At 39.1% G+C, this 16,327-nt stretch carries 11 protein-coding genes; 3 read left to right on the forward strand and 8 right to left on the reverse strand.

Translation table 11 applies throughout. The features are described from left to right. Positions 1 to 66 precede the first annotated feature (66 nt). The 3 genes from kaiC to I8751_RS06225 all read right to left on the reverse strand — a co-directional run bounded on the left by kaiC (position 67) and on the right by I8751_RS06225 (position 2,707). Entirely contained in the window at positions 67 to 1,626 is a 1,560-nt protein-coding gene (gene kaiC / locus I8751_RS06215; RefSeq protein ID WP_214438307.1) for a circadian clock protein KaiC, read from the reverse strand. An 88-nt stretch (positions 1,627 to 1,714) separates the two neighbouring features. Further along, entirely contained in the window at positions 1,715 to 2,029 is a 315-nt protein-coding gene (kaiB, locus tag I8751_RS06220; protein ID WP_214430437.1) for a circadian clock protein KaiB, read from the reverse strand. A 93-nt stretch (positions 2,030 to 2,122) separates the two neighbouring features. Further along, positions 2,123 to 2,707, reverse strand: coding sequence for a circadian clock protein KaiA (locus I8751_RS06225; RefSeq protein ID WP_214438308.1), 585 nt, complete (start codon positions 2,705 to 2,707; stop codon positions 2,123 to 2,125). Positions 2,708 to 3,375: 668 nt separating this feature from the next. Between I8751_RS06225 and I8751_RS06230 the strand changes: the two genes are divergently transcribed. Then, complete coding sequence (locus tag I8751_RS06230) at positions 3,376 to 6,804, forward strand: hybrid sensor histidine kinase/response regulator (RefSeq protein ID WP_214438309.1); 3,429 nt, start codon at positions 3,376 to 3,378, stop codon at positions 6,802 to 6,804. 84 nt (positions 6,805 to 6,888) lie between these two features. Here the strand turns inward: I8751_RS06230 and I8751_RS06235 are convergent, their stop codons facing one another. Both I8751_RS06235 and I8751_RS06240 read right to left on the reverse strand, forming a co-directional pair. Beyond that, complete coding sequence (locus I8751_RS06235) at positions 6,889 to 8,778, reverse strand: ArnT family glycosyltransferase (RefSeq protein WP_214438360.1); 1,890 nt, start codon at positions 8,776 to 8,778, stop codon at positions 6,889 to 6,891. Positions 8,779 to 8,914: 136 nt separating this feature from the next. Continuing rightward, positions 8,915 to 9,538, reverse strand: a complete 624-nt coding sequence (locus tag I8751_RS06240) for a hypothetical protein (RefSeq protein WP_214438310.1) — start codon at positions 9,536 to 9,538, stop codon at positions 8,915 to 8,917. A 620-nt stretch (positions 9,539 to 10,158) separates the two neighbouring features. On the opposite strand from I8751_RS06240, the gene I8751_RS06245 reads away from it, so the two are divergent. Together I8751_RS06245 and I8751_RS06250 are read left to right on the forward strand one after the other, a co-directional pair. After that, positions 10,159 to 10,491: a DUF565 domain-containing protein gene (locus I8751_RS06245; protein WP_214438311.1), complete on the forward strand. Its 333-nt coding sequence runs from the start codon at positions 10,159 to 10,161 to the stop codon at positions 10,489 to 10,491. A 27-nt stretch (positions 10,492 to 10,518) separates the two neighbouring features. Next, on the forward strand, positions 10,519 to 11,571 hold the full coding sequence (locus I8751_RS06250; RefSeq protein ID WP_214438312.1) for a glycerate kinase: 1,053 nt from the start codon (positions 10,519 to 10,521) through the stop codon (positions 11,569 to 11,571). Positions 11,572 to 11,670: 99 nt separating this feature from the next. Here I8751_RS06250 and I8751_RS06255 read toward each other — a convergent pair whose 3' ends face one another. The 3 genes from I8751_RS06255 to I8751_RS06265 all read right to left on the reverse strand — a co-directional run bounded on the left by I8751_RS06255 (position 11,671) and on the right by I8751_RS06265 (position 16,325). After that, complete coding sequence (locus I8751_RS06255; protein WP_214438313.1) at positions 11,671 to 13,308, reverse strand: cyclic peptide export ABC transporter; 1,638 nt, start codon at positions 13,306 to 13,308, stop codon at positions 11,671 to 11,673. A gap of 791 nt (positions 13,309 to 14,099) precedes the next feature. After that, complete coding sequence (locus I8751_RS06260; protein WP_214438314.1) at positions 14,100 to 15,068, reverse strand: glycosyltransferase family 2 protein; 969 nt, start codon at positions 15,066 to 15,068, stop codon at positions 14,100 to 14,102. Between the two features lie 27 nt (positions 15,069 to 15,095). Beyond that, positions 15,096 to 16,325 carry a class I SAM-dependent methyltransferase gene (locus tag I8751_RS06265; protein WP_214438315.1) on the reverse strand — a complete coding sequence of 410 codons (1,230 nt, stop codon included), beginning with the start codon at positions 16,323 to 16,325 and terminating at the stop codon, positions 15,096 to 15,098. Positions 16,326 to 16,327 lie beyond the last annotated feature (2 nt).

Genomic DNA, 16,327 nt, shown 5'->3' on the forward strand with positions numbered 1-16,327 from the left:
ACCTATCTTCACCACAGAATATAGCACGATACTAAATTTAGAAGAGAATATAGCACGATACCAAATCTAAGAATCGGAACTCGATTTATCTTCAAAACGTTTAACTATGCGAGAAAGTTCCGCCTTTTCATCAATACTCACACGGGTAGGAGCGCCACTGACAATTCTTTCGTAATTACGGAAAGAATCTTTAATATCGGGGCCGTCAGCTGTAATATTGTACTCGCGGATACCCTTGTCATGCCACGAACCTCGCATTTTAAATACGTTAATTGCCCGCGACATTTCTCCACGAATTTCTACGTACTGCAACATCAAAATTGTGTCAGTAATTGTGGAAATGTGAGAATCAGTAATTGAATGCGATCCCATGAATTGGTCAGTTGTATTAGTAAAAAAACCAGTTATTTCTTCTTGCTTAGCATAACCAGTAACACCAATAACAAATTGACGAAATGCATTATTGCTTACACCCCTTGCAAGCGCTGAAAGCGAGTCAATGGCAATGCGAGCTGGCTTAAAGGAGGCAATTTCCGATTTAATAATTTGTAAGTGATCTTCTAAACCAGTAGATTCAGGATACGTACAGATTATTTTGAGTAAACCTTGATGTTCTAATTCTTCAAAATCAATTCCCCAAGAATAGGCGTTGCGAGACAGTTGAGCGCGTGATTCTTCATAAGCAAATAATATCGCTCGTTCACCACTAACGCAGCCATCTTGCAGAAACTTACTTACCAACAAAGTTTTACCAGTACCTGTGGCTCCTGTTGCCAAAATAATAGAATCTTTAAAGAAACCACCACCGCACATCCCATCGAGAGTTTTAACTCCAGAAGATACGCGTACATTGGAAGATCTTTGAGTTAAGCGCATTGCCCCTAATGGGAAAATATTTACGCCTTCATTAGTAATTGTGAAAGGATATTCTCCTTTCATGTGGGTTGTACCCCGCAATTTTAGAACTTCGATGGTGCGACGGCGACGTTCTCCTTCTAAAACATTGCGTGCAATTAAAACATTATCAGATACAAACTCTTCTACCCCAAACGAGGCGACAGAACCGTATTCTTCACTACGTTCGGTTGTAATAATAGTGGTGACATTAAGCTGTTTTAGACGTGCAACTAGGCGAAAAATTTCTCGCCGCACTACTCCCATCGCTTCATATTGCTGAAATACTGCTGTGATGGAATCTATTGAAACTCGTTTGGCTTTGTATTTACGAATGGCATATTGCAAGCGTTCAATGAGTGCTGAAAGGTCAAAATTACCGACTATATCTTGACCTTCTGGATCGGGAGAAGCATCCAGAATAAATAATTTACCTTCATCGATTAAGTGTTGTAAATTCCAGCCAAAAATATGAGCATTTTTAATAATGTCACTAGGCGATTCTTCAAAAGTAACAAATACTCCTGATTCATCAAAATAAGTGATGCCGTTATAAAGAAACTGAAGAGATAATAAAGTTTTGCCCGTTCCAGAGGTACCACTAACCAAGGTAGTTCTACCCATTGGTAAACCACCATGAGTGATATCATCAAAGCCCTCTATCATTGTGCGAATTTTTTCTACACCCTTGATTGGTGTAATTTTTTTTTCTGGTTGCTCGTTTTCGCTCATTGCTTCATGACAAATGGATATTAAACCTAGTTTTTTCTTATGTTAATTTAATAATTTGTAATCAAGTTTTTAATGTTTAAGGATTAATTTACTCTTCCCAATCTTCCTCACTTAACTCTTCATAAAGCAAATCTAACCCTATTAATACTCTTTCTCGGTCTGAAAGATCACCAATAATTTTGCGAACCGGCGGCGGCAAAATTTTAGATAACGTTGGTGTAGCTAATATTTTATCTTCTTCTGCTAGTTGGGGGTTTTTTAGCACATCAATTACTTTCAAAGCATACACACCTTGAAACTCCTGTTCTAGGATGTTTTTCAGTATTTTTAATGCTCGTACAGAGTTAGGAGTGTTTCCCGCTACATAAAGCTTGAGAACGTAGGTTTTTCTGGCTTTATTCATAAAGCTATAGGCTTGATCATGAGAATTAAATTACATTATATTCTGGTGAATTACAACAAAGATACAACTTCATCTTAACTGTAAGAATTTACTTTATCGGGAAGTTGAACACCTATATACTTCACACAAATGAGCTAGGACATCTATTAGTGTGAGACGATAATCGAGTAATGTTTCATCACTTCTTCCTTCTAATTTTAGATGCTTAGAAAATTCTTCAATCAAGTCCATGTGAATTTCTATGATTTGGGGCACAGGAATATTAGCACAAAATACCGCATTGATAAATTTATCAATTTTTTCCTTCAATGTTGTGTCTGTAGTAAAGTAATTTATAAGAATTTCGCGGTAATCTGATTTGAGTTGCCGTAATAATACCTGCTGATCAACTTGAGTCATTCGCTGAAAAACCTGCTTTGGTATTTGCTCTTGGCAAGCAAATACATAGAGATATTGGTCAGAAAAATTTTCACTGAGGTCTGTTTTTAAACACCTGATTAAATAATGGATTTTTTTAGTGGTGGTAGTAATAAAAGGCAAAAGATTCAATTGTTCAATGGCGTATTTGCTAAAATTCCATATCTGTTCCTTTGATGATTGTGCTTGGATAGCTAACCTTGTTGGACAATCTAAATTTTTTTTAACATCCGGTTGAAAAATCAATACGGGTAGTAACATTTATATACTTACGATATTTTATCAATCGCCTAAATCAAAGACTGATAGACCGCTAGTGGGAGAAACCGTAAGTGTGCATTAGACTTATAAGTTCACCCTATAACTTTTTCTATGTTAACTAAACTTGCTTAGTCAACAAAATAGCCTGATGATAGAAAGGGAGCAGTTCAGATTTGGGAGGTCATTGATGGGACATTAGCTTTATAACGCTATATGACTTAATTTGGGATTTGTATATGCATATCTATCTGAATTATGATTTTTTATTTCACTCCTTAATAAGTTACTTAAACGAACTTAAAGTATTGTCGCATTGTAAATCATTATAATTCCTCAAGGTTCTAAAGCGAATCTTTAGAGCCATAATTGTTTTAACCGTCACTATCGATGAAGAGTTTCAATACCAGTAGGATATGGGTAAGAATGTTTCCCTAGAGATCTTAGAAGTGGCAAAAGGAAACGCTGCTGCTTGCAAAAACTAGTGGATCAACTACACCTTGTCCAGGAAGAACCAACCCAATTGTTTCAATGGCGTTGAAGCTTGAATAATAAAATCGCTTATATGAGTCTTCTCAAAGGTTTTTGCTTCAGTCGCAAACACTATTCAGGCTAAATCACTGATTAGTGAAGCTAGAGGCTACCACAGGAAGAGTGAACCCCAAAGCCCTATGTCAATGCTACATTACCCGCTTTATGACTTCCTAGCAACCGTACCTATCTGCTTAGAAACAACCACTCTAGCAGTAGTGCTGGAGGTTTTTGATCAACAGCAGTGCGATCGCTTGGTAGTAGTAAACCAACAGCAATGCCCAGTTGGGTTGTTGTACTCTGCCCGGTTGAGCCAAAAATTATTGGCGGTAGCTAGTGACGACCAATTTTTAAATTTACAACAGCAGCTTTCGACTTTAGGCCAAACTCTGGTTGAGCCGATTCAGACCTTGCCAGCCGCTGATCGTCTGGAACGATTCAGCTTGCTTTTATCTGAGCAACGCGCCTACGTCAACAATAACTTAGATTGGGCGTTGATTGATATAAATGGCAAATTTTTGGGATTATTGGACAGTAAACGCCTTTTAAGATTATTGGCTCAAGAAAAAGCTGTAAACAGTGCGGCGGAAACTGTTTACTCAACTGCTAATAGATCGTCCAAGAGTAGTTCTCAAGAATATAAATATGTAAACCCGGTTGACAGGAGCAATGTAGGGGTAAAAAGTCACTGGCGATCGCCCAGGAATAATTCTCCTCAGCCTTCGGTACACAAACCACTGGTACAGTTGCTAGAGCGACTACCTTGGCCTTTAATGTTGCAAACTGGCACTGGTGAAGTCGTAACGCAAAATCCGGCTTGGTGGCAACAACTAGGAGTACTCAAAGATCCTGAAGGAGTGCGACAACAAGTAGAGGCAATACTAACCCCCACCCAGATCGTCAAACCAGAATACGCCCATCAAAAAGCGGTTCAAGTTTCTCCTCATAGTAGGGGCAATGAACAAGAACGCGAGGAGCAATCCCTACCACTAAAACTTCATCCTGGAGAACATACCTTGTCTGTCAGGAATGAAGCCCTGCTGTCTTCGCCAGCAGCAACGCCACTTATTAAGGATCTCCATGATCAATCTGCATCCGCAGCAAGTGGAGTCCGGTGTTTTTTAGATGGACAAGTGGGTACTTGTACCTGTGTTGTGGAAGTACAAAACGGCCAAGAGCGAGTCTGGCAATTTGCCAAAATTCCCTTAGATAGCCCAGAATTAAAAATACTGAGTAATGATTCAGAGATTTTACTCAGTGCTCAAGGCTCAGAAGTGAGTACTGACCTATGGTTAATATTAGCCACCGATGTCACCGAACAGCAACAGCTTTGTAAAGAACTAGCAGCGAAGAATGCCGATCTTATTCAACTAAATCGGTTAAAGGATGAGTTTTTATCTTGTATCAGCCATGAACTAAAAACACCCTTAACTGCTGTTTTAGGATTATCGCGCTTGTTGGTTGATCAGCAATTAGGAGAACTTAACGAACGTCAAGCTCGTTATGCAGGACTAATTCATCAAAGCGGACGACATTTAATGAGTGTGGTCAATGACATTTTAGATTTGACCCGCATGGAAACTGGACAGATGGATTTGACTCCTGTACCAGTAAAAATTCGCTCCGTGTGCGATCGCGCTCTCTCAGAAGCAAAAGCAATTCATACTCAAACTACTAAAGCTACTGCCCAACCTCCAGCAGCAACTTCATCATCTCCCGAATTCACTCTGACGATTGAACCAGGTTTAGACCAGATCGTAGCGGATGAATTACGCCTGCGCCAAATGCTGATACATTTGCTTTCCAACGCTTTTAAATTCACCGAAACATCTGGTGAAATCGGTTTGCGTGTCAATCGTTGGGAAGGTTGGATTGCCTTTACAATCTGGGACACAGGGATTGGTATTCCCGAACACCAACAACATTTAATATTTCAGAAATTTCAACAACTTGAAAATCCTTTAACCCGTCAATTTGAAGGTACTGGTTTGGGACTGGTTTTAACTAGGGCGCTTGCCCGCCTGCATGGAGGTGATGTCAGTTTCTTATCACGTGAAGGCAAAGGCAGCCAGTTTACACTACTTTTACCACCTAGTCCCCCCACAACAGGCTTTACTGAAACAGAGGTAAGAGCAAGATCTGAGGGAGAAACACGCAATACCAAGCAAGGAGTTGCCGCCTCAGTACGTCAGCGCACGACTCCCAGCACACAGCATCATCCCCCTTGCTCACAACGGTTAGTCTTGGTGGTCGAAGCAGTAGCCAGATATATTGAAGATTTAACTGAGCAACTCAAAGGTTTAGGTTATCGCGTAGTGATTGCGCGCTCAGGAACAGAAGCAGTAGAAAAAGCTCGGCGCTTACAACCGCAAGCTATATTCTTAAATCCCTTGTTACCTTTATTGTCTGGGTGGGATGTGCTGACTTTATTGAAATCTGATGCTGTAACTCGCCATATCCCTGTGATGGTGACAGCAACCGGAGCTGAAAAAGATCAAGCTTATGCTAACCAAGCCGATGGTTTTTTGAACTTGCCAGTTGAGCATCAAGCCTTGGAGCCACTTCTAAAAAAGTTATGTGATACACCAGTAATTCAGCAGTCAGGGGCAGACAGTAGCGAAATTATCTCTACTAAAAACCCATTGCGAATTTTGAGATTAGTTAATCCGGCATTAGAGTCAATTAATCCTCGCCCTTCACTGCGAGACCATCGGGTGATAGAAGTAGATGACTTAGATCAAGCAGAACTATTAGCGCGAGTTTGGCAGTTTGATGTCATTTTGCTGGATTTAGAAAGTTCCCTGGCGCAAACTTACCTGCAACAGCTGACTCAGCACCCAAGATTGTCTGCTTTACCGCTAGTAACTTGCGATGTAGCAACTACCTTAGCAGCTTCCCAAATACCTGGATTATCTGTGTTTCCTTGTTTAACACCTCTTGGCAAAGACAACAACACTCGCAACGGTAAACCCGATGCTTTATTATCAGTGCTGCAAATTGCATCTGGAGTCTGTTATCCACCCAGTATCTTAGTAGTGGATTTAACAATGTTGCGCGACTTACCACAAATCAGACGTAAACAGGTGAAGAATTATCGTACAACCAAAAATTCCTCACTTAGTAGTGAAACTGCTGAACGGGGTTCTGAATGGTTCCAAGCTTTAGTTCAGTATCTGCAAACAGCTGGCTTGAAAGCCGCAATGGGAAACTGTTGGGCAGAAGTGTTACAACAAATTCGCCATCAAAGTGTTGACTTGTTGCTGATTTGCTTAGGAGAATCATCCATCCAGAAAGAAGCGCTTAAAGCACTGAAAGCTTTGGGAGATTCACCTTTCGATTTGCCACCAATTGTGGTGATAGATCAAAGATTAAATAGCATTGAGATGAATTCATTGCCGAACATTTCTCAGACAAAAATTCCTCAGTCAAGAAAAAGTGCCTCTGAATCCATAGAAACTGTTGTCGGTGCGATCGCTACCCAAATTTTACCTCGCTCGATTTCTATGGAAGACTTATTAAGTCATATCAATCAAGCTTTAGATATGAAAGGTCAATATGGTAAATATTAATAACGTCAGTAGTCAGTAGTCAGTAGTCAGTAGTTAATAGTTACTATATTTATACAACTCACAACTGACTATTGACAAAGTTACTTATGAGATATTGACTTTTTTCCGTTTCATTTTCTTAAAATTGACTCGATTTAACTGATAAGCACCTTTTGTAGCTAAATTTTCATAACCATCGGGCTGCAAGTCCATTTTGACAAAGTTTTTCTGTTCAGCCAGTACTAGCAACGAACCAGATTGCCCTTCTTGAGCAACTTGGTTTTGAATATGCTTTACAGCATCTTTTGTCAGCTTGATAAAATTTACGTGTTTATGAGAGTAAAAAACTACAGTTGGTTTTTTGAATCCAACCATGAGTAGTTCTTCATTTGGTTTTTGGACTTGTGCTGTCACCACAGATAACTGTCTTAAAGGCAGCTGACGCTCCTGATCCATCAAAAATACAGCAGGCATCAAGACAATGATCAAAAATGCCGCAAACCCCAGCAAATTTAAGCCAATTACAGAGTGCCAACGGCGACTAATGATTGAAAATGCGATGATCACGGCACTCAAAAGCAAAACCCAACCACCCAGTACTGGTAAACCAGAATTTTCAATCTGGAGGCGGAAATTGGGTGCAGCTTGATCGCTACCTAATAACTGGGGCAAGTGAAACATTCCTACTGCCAATGCAGATAAAAACACGACATTTACCCAACCACTCAAGAGGAGAGCAAGAGGAGATGAAGTGAATAATTTTCCTCTTACTCTTGGTGTTAACTCGTTTTGACTGGGGAAAAAGTCGCTCCATAACAGAGCTACCAGAATGGCAGCTGCTGGCATTAAAGGTAAAACGTAGCTAGGGAGTTTAGTAACAGCAACAGTAAAAAAGCCAAATATCGTCAAAAACCAGATGCAGACGAATAAACCCAATTGCCTAGCGCGTTCTTGAGCGCGCCAGTGCGATCGCTGCCAAAACTTCAGCCGAAACATTGCCAAAGGCAAGTAAACTGAATACGGTGCAAAACCCAGCAGCACTACCAAAAAGTAAAAGTACCAGGGAGCTGAATGACCATTAACCACTTCTGTAAAGCGTTCTAGGTTGTGATAACCAAAGAAGGAGTTAATATAATTCCAGCCATTGCGCCAAATCACTAAGATATACCAGGGAGCTGATAAACCTAAAATAATCAGCATCCCTACAAAAAAGCGCATTTCCCGTAATACTTCTCGTAACTTTCCGAGATATAGCAAAAAGGCAAAAATAATTAGCCCAGGTAAAACAATCCCTACAGGGCCTTTAGTTAAAATTGCCCCAGAAATTAGTACATAAAAAGCTAAATACCACTTGTTAGGAAGTAAAGATTGACTACTCCCTGCTCCCCTGCTCCCCTGCTCCCCTGCTCCCTGCTCTTTCTTCCCTGCATATCCTAGAAAAAAGCATAACAAGGCTGATCCCATACACCCAGTCAATAGCATATCTGAGACACCGATTCTTCCCCAAACAATCATCTCAGGGTTGAATGCCAGCACAGCAGCAGCTACAGCAGCGGTTAAATAGCGACGATTAGGGCGCGAAACCTGCTCTAATTCGTCTTCTTTTGCTAAATGCCATTGTAAAGTGTAAAAGGTCAGACTAATGACTGCCATTGCAGCGATCGCTGAAGGAAGACGCACTGCCCACTCATTTACCCCAATAATTGCATAGGCGATCGCTTGAAACCAGTAAATTAAAACAGGCTTATCGAAACGAGTTTCGCCATTGAAAAAAGGAGTGATCCAGTCACCTGTGACAAACATTTGACGAGAAGCTTCGGCAAATAACGGCTCGGTTTCATCAATTAAGCCAATACTGCCCAAATTCCACCAATAAGCTACCCAATTAATTAGTATCAACCACAGAATCGACACAGTTGCAGCAAGGGCTGGACGCGTCACTATCTTTTGGAACCACTGGTCAATAATTGGGGGAACACTCAATTTCATCCTCATTTCGCTATCTGTCAATAAGTCAATAGTCAACAGCCATAAATCACTAGTCGTTGACTACTTATATTTTGTTCTTTATTCCTGCTTTTTAAGCAATCTACTGACAAATGACAACTAACTACTGACAACTGACAACTAACTACTGACTAAGTACCAATTGCCATTCTTGGTTTTGGGAATTCCATGTTGGTAAGGAAGTTTCCCCAACAACAAAGGGGCCCCAATAGCGCCGGGAACCGTCCTGTGCAAAAGCCACTAATATATCTCCTGTCTCTAATTTTAGATTTCCATTAGGTAAAGAAAGAATCAACCCCTTGTTACTACCTTCACTAGGAGCAAAATCCCAATGTGCTGGAACATCATAGTTAATTTTTTTCTCAGCGGAGCTTTTTACTTTCGATTGTCTGGCCAGTAGTGCCAGCCGCACAGGCTGATCTGTTTGATTGCTCATCCGCAAAGTGCCCTGATGCTTGGTATTGACAGCGGAACCCTGACGAGATGCCAAGACGGGGTTAGTTTTATTAGTGTTAAGTTCTACCTGGTTGGTTGGAGGATTGGTAGCGCTAGCAGAAATGCCTGTCTGCGATGCAACATCTGACGCTGGATTTGCCTCTGCTTGAGTCGTATTATCTGATACTGGCAAAGATATATCTGGATTCGTGGGTTCAAAAGACACACTCATCCCCAAGCATCCTACTAGTAACCCTAGCAGCCCTAATACGCAAGTTGTAATAGCAGCGTTTCGATACACTGAAGATTTCATATTGATAATTATTAGAAATAAATATTTGTCTACTCTTGACCAAATAGTAGCCTATTATTCAAAAGTAGTAATTATGGAAAGTTGCTTACTTGCCTACTCTAGAGTCTAGTATAATTATGGGGGGAGAATGTATCATAAGTATCATTCTTTTTAGAAATTATGGACATGAATGATTACCTAACTTCTCAACGATAAACAGGACTCAATCCTTATTTATTCGTTGCTTCTTGCTAACTCAGCTCATAAAAAACCAAAATTATGATACATAAATAGCAAATTAACTCGTAGAAACACAAACATAAATTTTTGGAATTCGCGTAATGTGAATAACAAGGTGACTTTTGTCAAACTCCTAAATTTATCTGCTGGAAATTATTTATATTTCTTAATAATTTTTACTTATTTGTAGATAATACCCTATTACCATAAGATATTATGATAAAAAATATACCTAATGATAGAGGGTACTGTTCTCAGGAGCAAAAAAGTATCAAATTTGATAAGTACAACCAACTCAGCAAATATTTACAATACGATTTAAATTAAGCTTATGCTAAAACCGATATCCTAAATATCAAAATATTTCATCAAATTTTGACTTTCTACCATCAGTCTTATTGATGCAAAATACTCGTCTCAATAACTTGTTTGAAGCCATTGCTAAAAGCTTAGGGCAATGGTTTTTAAATCCTTGGCGGAGATTATCGCTACTGCTAATTAGTTTTTTGTTTGGCTTTTTTCTAGGAACCGCGATTTCTACTATAGCTGGACAAAGAGGTACATTAGACATTATGGTAGCTGGTTTTTTAGTAGCATTAACGGAGATTACTAGCAGGATATTTTATAGCCGTAGCTTTTTAGCTAGGCAAGCGCTTTGGGTAGAATCATTAAATCTTCTCAAAGTGGGTTTTATTTACAGCATGTTTGTCGAAGCCTTTAAACTGGGTTCATAATGTCTACGGCAAAGGAGTTTAAATAAGATGAATTTGTGGCTAAGTGAAATTGTGGCAAAGGATGTCATAGATATAACTTGGCTACAGCAAGCACGAGAAGTAGTGCTGGCAGATCAGTTAAGGGCTAAAGCTTTTGGCATTACACCGAAAAATATTGATGAAGTAATACTGACGCGATCGCATTTACTCAAATCTGTCTGGCCAGCTTTTAATCAACTTTGCCAAACTAGCCTTCATGTACCACCCCAGAAAATGTTAGCTGTGTTGTGGGATTTGTGGCTACCTTTAGCTGTAAAAATAGCATCTCATCGCCAAAAACTAAGCCGTCCTTTAATCCAGGGAATTTTAGGGGGACAAGGTACAGGTAAAACTACAATGTCTCAGGTGCTGACCTTGATTCTTCAGCAGTTAGGATACCGCGCCTTGAATTTGTCTTTAGATGACTTATATAAAACTTATAGCGATCGCCTGACTTTAACACAACAAGATCCGCGTTTGATTTGGCGGGGGCCACCAGGAACTCACGATATAGATTTAGGTTTAAATGTACTAGATCAGATTCGTCAATGCCAAAATCCTGTGATTGTTCCCCGCTTTGATAAATCTGCCTATAATGGTGCAGGCGATCGCACCACTCCAGAAATCGTTGCAGATATAGACATTGTGCTGTTTGAAGGCTGGTTTGTAGGTGTAAGACCAATTGATTCTGAAGCGTTTAATACAGCACCGCCACCAATTATTACAGATGAAGATCGGGTATTCGCCCGTGATTTAAATCATCAATTAAATTATTATCTCCCGCTTTGGGAACGATTAGACAGCTTAATTTTGCTTTATCCTATTGATTATCGTTGTTCTTTGGCATGGCGCAAACAAGCAGAACAGCAGATGATTGCTACTGGTAAATCGGGAATGAGTGAAGACCAAATTGAGGAGTTTGTTAATTATTTTTGGCGATCGCTTCACCCAGAATTATTTATTAAGCCATTGCTCAAATCTTCATCAGCTGTTGACTTAGTGATTGAGGTGAATCCCGATCATAATTTTGGTGCAGTTCATAGCACAAAACAGTTCAGTTAAGGCTATGCAGTGTTTAAAATAAGGAAAACACAAGACTTTGTTATTGTCCCAGTACTTCTGCATCCTACTTTTTTCGAGTTGAATTATATATCTACATTTTTATATTTTTTGGGAAAACAAATTTTCCACCTTTACCTTGCCATATTCCATTTTAATGAGCCAATCTGCTATGTGAAAATATTTGTCATCGTGACTGATAACTAGTATAGTTTTGCCTCTATTTTTTAGTTCTGGCAACAGTTGAGTATAGAAAATTTCTTTAAAAATAGGATCTTGATCTGATGCCCACTCATCAAACAGATAAATAGGTCGGTCTTCTAAGTAAGTAGTAATAAGGGCAAGGCGTTTGCGCTGTCCTTGTGAAAGATCGGTAGTAGAAAGCACACCATTCTTAACTGTCACTTTATGATCAAGTTGCAATTGAACAAGGTATTTTTGAGTTTGAATATCTAGCTCATTACTATCTAATCCAAGTAAGCGCTCAAAAAGATAAAAATCAGAAAATACTGCCGAAAACTGCTGGCGATACCACTCTATATTTTTATTATTAATGAGTCTATTATCTAAATAAATTTTTCCTGTTTCAGGTATATAAAGCCCAGTGATCAATTTGGCAAGTGTAGACTTACCACTACCGTTACCTCCAACAATAAAAACAATTTCTCCTGGCTGAAACTTTAAATTAATAGGGCCAAGTATAAAATTTTTTTCCTCACGTTCTTGATAATAAGTATGTGTAACGTTATTTAATTCTAAATAATTCCATTCTTTATCTAAATTAATCGAGTAATTAAAATTTACTTCATTTACTTCATCTGCCAAAGATAGTCCTAAAGATTCAACTTTATTCAAAGCAACTAAAGCTTTAGTGATATTAGGCATCATACTCATAATATATTCTAAAGGTGAGATTAAATAAATAGTAGTTAGAGTATATGCAGATAAAGTTGCAGCAGGAATTTTATAGATAATGGGTAGGATAAATAACAGTAAACCAATACTTATAAAAAATAAAACTTGCCCCCAACTAGAGGTAGCAGCAAAGATGCTCATACCCACAACATTATAACGACGATATGTTAAGGCAGTAGCATAAACATCTTCGCGTAGAAATGCTTGTCGTCGCTGGCGATGAAGCTTAAGTTCCTTTGTGCCTTGAATTATGCTGCGGAAATGTTTAAACAATCTATCTTCCTGTTCACGAGCCAATTTAAAAAAATACATGGCTTTTTTCATTGGTACTGAATAGCTTAATATTCCTAAAAACATAAAGCCAATACCTATAAGAAAAATAATTTTAGAGAGGTAACAGAGATAAATCAGACAGGCAATTACAATGGCAATATTAATACATAAAAAAGGGATAGTAAAAGCTGTGCTAGAGATTGCTTGAATATCCTCAGTGAGGATAGCTAAAAGACCATGAGCGCCTATTTTTTCTAATTGACGTAAAGGAGAAGCAAGAATACGGCGGCTTAAAACCATTCGCAAGTCGAGGACAGCTTTTTGTGAAAGATGGATTAATAAAACTTGAGAAACAAAATTAGCAATTAGCCTCAGTAGACAAAGACCTACAAAGCTCCAAACTAACGTTGTTCCCAATGGTTGATTTTGACTCAATGTTATATTAATTAGAGCAATTATCCCAGCAGCCGCTGCACCGCTGAGGATTCCAGCTAACACGGCGAGGCTCAGAAAAGCAGTAGAAGTGCGAAGCAGAAGACGAATTAGATTCATTGTAAAAAAGTTAATTGATTATTTTATTCAAAAACAATAATTTTTATTTGATATACACCATCTTTAATTACTTGAATTTTGATCTCAACTACTACATTTTTAGCAAAAACTTTTGCTTGGCTACCTTCTAGTATGTATGGGTTTTTTATACTATTTTTTCTAATCTTTCGATGTACAAAAAAGGCGATCGCTAAAAATTTTATTGATTTTAATCTTATATTCTCCAAAGGGAGAGACTAGCGCCTGTTATGGAATGCTCGTAACCCTACGGTGAAGCAAACTACGCTTAACGTGAGTTCGATGAACCTCTCACTCCCTCCCTCTCCAAAACGGAACTACGGTGTACACACAAGTACTCTCCATATAGGTTTCAGCGTTTAAAGCAGCTATAAACTGTCATTACGAGCGAAGCGAAGTAATCGCAAAAATTGTTGGGTTAATGGGATTGCTTCGTCGTTCCTCCTCGCAATGACCGCGCTTTGAGAGATTTATCGCATAGTTCAAAACCCAGTTTTAGGTAGGATTTTAAGACTTCTGTGTACACCGTAGCCAAAACGGAAAGGGAGGAGCAACGAAAAATTCAGCTTTTTGCTCCCCTCTCCGTGTCGGAGAGGGGTTGGGGGAGAGGTCAAATAAGACTTGTCGAACTCACGTTACGCTTAGCATCTCCTTTAGGAGAATGACTGTAGGTAGAAGACCGCACTGCCTCAACCTTAATGTCTGTGATTTATGCACATGTTATTTGAGTCAGATACTCAATTGCAATTGATATGCAATTTGTATGCAACCTATCAACTTTTAATTAATCCTATTCGCCAATTTTGCCAAAATATTTGTAACGCTTTTAGAAAATCTTGTAGCAAAAGATACTCTGTACCTTTTGACTGCTGATACATACTTCTATAACAATGAAGCTGCTCGTTCAAACTTAGTGAACTGTGCCATATAGAGAGTAAGTACTCCCAAAATATTCTCCAATGTGGCATTATTATTTTACCTTTATTTGCCGAATCAAACCATACTGAATATGCATAGTAATCAGGTAGCATACTTGGTGATATGATTTGATTTTTGTTCGCAAATAATAAGTAATTGGGAACGAACATACTCATTGATTGCTGTTTATGCTTTCTAGCAAAAAATAGGTATTCTGGAATTTCATAAAAACGACCTAAAAGACCAAGCCTTAACAATAAAATCCCATCTGCATGACCATAACTACCCAGAGGAAATACCTTCTTGAGGGCACTGGTACGGATTACTCCGAAAATTTGATAGCATAGGTGCTTATGTAGCAGTTCGTGAAAGCGTTCGTGTCGTTTTGGTGAATCTGTCTTAAGTTTGACCTCGTAATTTTGGAGAAATTCTCCAGCTGCATCAATAATAGTTACGTGGGAGTGGCACAAGATTACTGTAGGGTCTTGGTCAAGTACTTCAACACATTTCAGAATAAAATCTGGAGCATATAAATCATCGCAGGCCGTCCACTTAAAGTACTCACCTGAAGACAATTCAAAGACTCGATTGAAATTAGGAGCGCTACCTTCATTTTTTTCATTGCGATAGTAACGTATACGTTTGTCTTGCTCAACGTATGCTCTACAAATTTCCTCAGTTCGGTCTGTAGATGCATTATCTGAAATAATTAGCTCGAAATCTTCAAAGGTCTGAGCCAAGATTGAATCTATGGCTTCTTTGAGAAAGTTTTCACCATTGTATACAGGTAATCCGATGCTTAATCGTGGCTGATTGTTAATCATAGAAAATACGTTAGTCAAAAGTAGATATTACAGAGTTATGACTTTGGTACTTATCCCCAGGTTATCCAGCATTTGCTGAATTTCTTGACAGTAGATGGGGTTCATCACAATCACTTGATCTGGCTGATATTCTTGGAGAAATTCTGGTGGCATGATTTCTTTACCAACGCCAGGGATGAATTTTCCATGACGATGAGGATTTATATCAACAACATATTGAATTTTGTCGATGGTATTAAGAGTTGTCAAAAACGCGACACACTTAGATCCCGACCCCCAAATAACTATCCGCTTACCTTGTGCCTGCATCTTTTCTAAATATTGCTGCCAATGAGTTAGCTTTTGGTCGATTTGGGTAACAAAGTGTTTGACAGCTTCAGCAGTTTGTTCCACACTATTTTCTAAGGGATGTACCTGAGTAGAAGGTATTGCCACAGGTTGGGTTTCGATTAAAAGATACTGCTGACCATAAGCTCGATATAAGTCAATGACCTCGAAACCACAAGAACGGAACAAACGAGCTAGTGTCCCTGGTGTAAAGTAAGAGCAGTGTTCGTAGTAAATATCCTCAAATGTCAGATGCTGCAATATACGAGTGGCATCGGGAATTTCAAAGAAAACAGTAGTATCTGTGCGATCGCCAATAGAAAAGCGTACAGTTTTAACAAATTCAGCAGTGGGTTGAATATGTTCTAGGGTATGGCGACAGCAAATAAAGTCACCAACGTACTTAGCATGTTGCTCAGAATAATAATGTGGGACAAAAATCACACGTTCAGCAGCTTCTGTATTGACTCGTCCCGGAACCGCACTCGGATCAATCCCAACACCGCGATTATTTCCCAGTTCGCACAGTAGTAGTAAGAAATCTCCTTTGCTGCAACCAATTTCCACAATATTTTTGTTATGCAAATCATATTTTTCGACCAAGCGATTTGCCAAATCTAGAGAAAATTGATTAAAGGTAGGCGAAAAACTCTGCTGGTCTTCGTAGTTAGGTGCGTAAGCTGACCATTTGGAATTAAAAGCGATATTGGTGATGAATCCACAGCGATCGCACAATCCCAAAATAATATCACCACAAGGGAAATCAAGAGCCTCTTGTTGAGTGGACAACATCAAGCAACTGTGGACAGGAACATTATAGACTTCGTAGAACACGAATAATTGGTGATGACCACAGTTAGGACAGACATGATCGACAGGTCTGGTGAGATGGTCTAGACCAGCAACTTCCAGCCGTGATAATTGGTTCATAT

The sequence above is a fragment of the Atlanticothrix silvestris CENA357 genome (genome assembly GCF_016056295.1).
GTDB classification, from domain to species: domain Bacteria; phylum Cyanobacteriota; class Cyanobacteriia; order Cyanobacteriales; family Nostocaceae; genus Atlanticothrix; species Atlanticothrix silvestris.

Excerpts from the sequence above, each read along its gene's own strand:
- kaiC (WP_214438307.1), bottom strand. The coding sequence starts at position 1,626 with ATGAGCGAAAACGAGCAACCAGAAAAAAAAATTACACCAATCAAGGGT.
- kaiB (WP_214430437.1), bottom strand. The coding sequence starts at position 2,029 with ATGAATAAAGCCAGAAAAACCTACGTTCTCAAGCTTTATGTAGCGGGA.
- I8751_RS06225 (WP_214438308.1), bottom strand. The coding sequence starts at position 2,707 with ATGTTACTACCCGTATTGATTTTTCAACCGGATGTTAAAAAAAATTTA.
- I8751_RS06230 (WP_214438309.1), top strand. The coding sequence starts at position 3,376 with ATGTCAATGCTACATTACCCGCTTTATGACTTCCTAGCAACCGTACCT.
- I8751_RS06235 (WP_214438360.1), bottom strand. The coding sequence starts at position 8,778 with ATGAGGATGAAATTGAGTGTTCCCCCAATTATTGACCAGTGGTTCCAA.
- I8751_RS06240 (WP_214438310.1), bottom strand. The coding sequence starts at position 9,538 with ATGAAATCTTCAGTGTATCGAAACGCTGCTATTACAACTTGCGTATTA.
- I8751_RS06245 (WP_214438311.1), top strand. The coding sequence starts at position 10,159 with ATGCAAAATACTCGTCTCAATAACTTGTTTGAAGCCATTGCTAAAAGC.
- I8751_RS06250 (WP_214438312.1), top strand. The coding sequence starts at position 10,519 with ATGAATTTGTGGCTAAGTGAAATTGTGGCAAAGGATGTCATAGATATA.
- I8751_RS06255 (WP_214438313.1), bottom strand. The coding sequence starts at position 13,308 with ATGAATCTAATTCGTCTTCTGCTTCGCACTTCTACTGCTTTTCTGAGC.
- I8751_RS06260 (WP_214438314.1), bottom strand. The coding sequence starts at position 15,068 with ATGATTAACAATCAGCCACGATTAAGCATCGGATTACCTGTATACAAT.
- I8751_RS06265 (WP_214438315.1), bottom strand. The coding sequence starts at position 16,325 with ATGAACCAATTATCACGGCTGGAAGTTGCTGGTCTAGACCATCTCACC.